The organism is Methylobacterium thuringiense, from assembly GCF_022179645.1.
GTDB lineage: Bacteria > Pseudomonadota > Alphaproteobacteria > Rhizobiales > Beijerinckiaceae > Methylobacterium > Methylobacterium thuringiense.
The window spans coordinates 1-3,543 of the sequence record NZ_BPRA01000041.1 but is presented as its reverse complement, the minus strand read 5'-3'; the positions used below and the strand labels follow the sequence as shown (position 1 = coordinate 3,543).

1 protein-coding gene is annotated in these 3,543 nt (G+C 63.8%); it reads left to right on the top strand.

Going from position 1 to position 3,543, the window contains the following annotated elements:
- Window positions 1–629 precede the first annotated feature (629 nt).
- Window positions 630–2,837 carry a TonB-dependent receptor gene (locus MFF07_RS22410; protein ID WP_373322417.1) on the top strand — a complete coding sequence of 736 codons (2,208 nt, stop codon included), beginning with the start codon at window positions 630–632 and terminating at the stop codon, window positions 2,835–2,837.
- Window positions 2,838–3,543 lie beyond the last annotated feature (706 nt).

Sequence of the window (3,543 nt, the reverse complement as noted above, 5' to 3'; positions counted from 1 at the left end):
CGTCATAAACAACAATCCACCACTTCAGACATGATCTACCGTCGGCATGCGCCTAAGGAAGCAATAAGCAACCATCTCTGACGCAGACATTCCGATCTACCGAGGCACTCGGCACAAAGACAAGCTGACTTTCAAAATTACAGATTAGTTTCTAAGGATCGTGACTTGAGCGCCACAGAACTGTTCTAGTACCATTCCAAACAACGGTTCTGCGCATAAAATACAACCGTTCCGTGATTGCGCATAGGATTGCTTCGATCCTGTCTCCCGTTGACATCGTCGGCTCCGCCCGGATCCGCTCATGCCATGCGCATTCCTCCCCGGGACGGTCTCCATGACCCCGGCCATCTTACCCTGCGCGTCACGACGTGGCGGACAGCGGATGGGCCTCGCCAGCCTTGCCTCAAAGCAAAGTGCAATTTCTGCGAGAGTACCTGTTTTTCAGCAAAGAACGATCTATTGTCGGATCATTGGCGATGAAGATCGAATCGAGAAAACAATAACAATTCTAATTTATAATATTGGGAATCTGTAATTTGACGGCGCCGTGCCCGGCGGCCAAGCGGAATGGAAGCGCGACCTGCACGGAACGATGCGGGAGCGCCCTTTTCTGGGCCGTGGGGGCAGCAATGACGAAAATTGACCGGCGCAGGCGAACGAAGATCTGGTTGACGACGACGGCCGTCGGGTCCGTACTGGGATTGGGATCGCTGGCTCCGGCAGCGGCCACGCCGCGCGTATCGGAACCCGAGACCACCGGTGCCGTCCAGGCCGGGTCGATGCCGACGACGATGGAGGAACTCAGCGTCGCCGGCGAGGGGGGCCTGCTCACCGAACCGCAGGGCGGCGTCACGGTCGGCTATCTCACCAAGGCCACGCGCAGCGCCACCAAGACCGCCACGCCGCTGATCGACACGCCGCAATCGGTCACCGTGGTGACGCAGCAGCAGATCCGCGACCAGGGCTTCCAGTCGGTCGGCGAAGCGACCCGCTACGTGCCGGGCGTCATCCAGGCGCAGGGCGAGGGCAACCGCGACGAGCTGATCATCCGCGGCCAGCGCTCCAACGCGGATTTCTTCGTCAACGGCGTCCGCGACGACGTGCAGTACTACCGTGACCTCTACAACACTCAGCGCCTCGAAGTGCTGAAGGGTCCCAACGCCATGATCTTCGGCCGCGGCGGCGGCGGCGGCGTCATCAACCGCGTCCTCAAGGAGGCCGACGGCCTGTCCCGTCGTGAAGTCGTGCTGCAGGGCGGCCAGTTCTGGAACAAGCGCGTGGCCGTCGACGTCGGCGACCGGGTCAACGACAACGTGTTCTTCCGCATGAACGGCGTGTTCGAGGACACAGCGACCTACCGCGACTTCGTCGACATCCGCCGCTACGGCGTCAACCCGACGATGACCTTTCTGCTCGGACCGCAGACAACGCTGAAGCTCTCCTACGAATACTTCCACGACGACCGCACCACCGACCGCGGCCTCCCCTCGCAGTTCGGGCGGGCCTACCGCTACCGCGACAACACCGCGACCTATTTCGGCAACCCGTTCCTGTCGCCGGCCCATGTCGACGCCCACATCGCCACGGCACAGCTCGACCACGTCTTCGAAAACGGCGTCGTCGTACGCAACCAGTCGCGGTTCGCCGACTACAACAAGTTCTACCAGAACGTCTTCCCGGGCAGCGCAGTGAACAACGCCGGCACCGCGGTGACGATCCAGGCCTACAACAGCCAGACCGATCGGACGAACTACTTCAACCAGACCGATTTTACCTACCAGTTCGCAACCGGCCCGCTCAAGCACACCCTGCTCGGCGGCCTCGAACTCGGATACCAGGAAGGTCTCAGCCGGCGGCTGGACGGCTTCTTCAGCAGCACCGGCACGCAGAACCTTGTGGTGAACCCGTTGTCGCCTCTCACCCGCGAGGGCATCAATTTCCGCAACATTCCGAGCGGGGCCAACAGCACCTACGATCTCGGTCTCGTCGCCACCTACGTGCAGGACCAGATCGAGGTGAACGAGCACCTGCAGCTCATCGGCGGCCTGCGGTACGATCACTTCGACTTCTCGGCCCGCGACCGCCGCACGACCGTGACGCAGAACCGGGTCGACGACCTGATCTCGCCCCGTGCCGGCGTGGTCGTGAAGCCGCTCCAGAACCTCGCCCTCTACGGCAGCTACAGCGTCTCCTACCTGCCGAGCTCGGGCGACCAGTTCAGTGCGCTGACCCCGGGCCTCGTGATTTCCGAGCCGGAAAAGTTCGTCAACGCGGAGGTCGGCGTGAAGTACGACGTCTCTCCCGTGCTCCAGCTCACCGGGGCCCTGTTCAACCTCGACCGCACCAACCAGCGCATCGCCGACCCCAACCGGGCCGGCTTCTTCCTGACCTCGGGGCAGACCAGCACGCAGGGCGCCGAGATCGGCGCCAACGGCTACGTCACCGACTGGTGGTCGATCGCGGGCGGCTATGCCTTCACCGACGCGCGGATCTCAAACAACCTGTCCACCACCATCGTCGCCGGAAACTTCGTCGGGCTGGTGCCGCTCAACTCCTTCACGCTCTGGAACAAGTTCGATCTCAGCCGCGAGTTTTCCGTCGGTGTCGGCTACATCAACCAGTCCCACTCCTTCGCAACCTCGGACAACACCATCCGGCTGCCGAGCTATTCGCGCTTCGATCTGGGCCTGTTCTACAATCTCAACGAGACCACGCGGGCGCAGGTCAACATCGAGAATCTGTTCGACAGGAAGTACATCGTCTCGGCACACAACAACAACAACATCCTCCCCGGAGCGCCGCGGCTGGTCCGATTCCAGATCGTGACGCGATTCTAGAGCGGAGCGCGGTCGGGGCCGGCGGAGAAGCACGCGACGAAACGAGGCCCGATACAAGCGGCCGCCAGCTTCGCCTCCGCGAGGCGGCGGCCGATGGCAAACGCGGATCGCGCGTCGCCGCTCATGCGGCGGCCCTCTCACGAGCACGTCGTCCGGGGTGCGGCGGGAGTTTTGTGACGATACGCGGTCGAGATCGATCTTGTCGGCGGGGCATCGAGGGACGACGGATAATGCACAGAGGGCCTGCTCCCACTCGATTCGAGCGGGCGCGCGGCCCCCACCCAGCACAAAGGCCTTGAGGCCGGCACCCAGCCGCCGGGCCACGATGCTTCACCCAACCACATGAAAAATGCCGCTTGCGCAGCGGCCGGCTGATGCGATGGGCGGCTCGCGGTCTGCGGCGCGGCCCGCCGGGAACCGGCTCGTTCAGTCCGATCGCGAGGGACGTGCGAGGGTGTCCCGATGCGGATGTGCTGGCGTGCCGGGCTCCGGCGACGGGCGTCTTGGATCGGCGAGTTTGGCGTCTCCCCCGGGCGCTGGCCTCGCCCGGGGGCGCCCTCTCGGGGCCCTCCCCTCTCCGCGTCCTCCGCCGTCGGGATGATGCCTCGGCCGCGGGTCAGCCTGGTTCGCTCGGAACGCATTTCGGCCCGTGGGCGTGCGCCTGCGGGCTTGTGGTGCTGCGCTGGTCTGTGGGGGTATTTGGTTG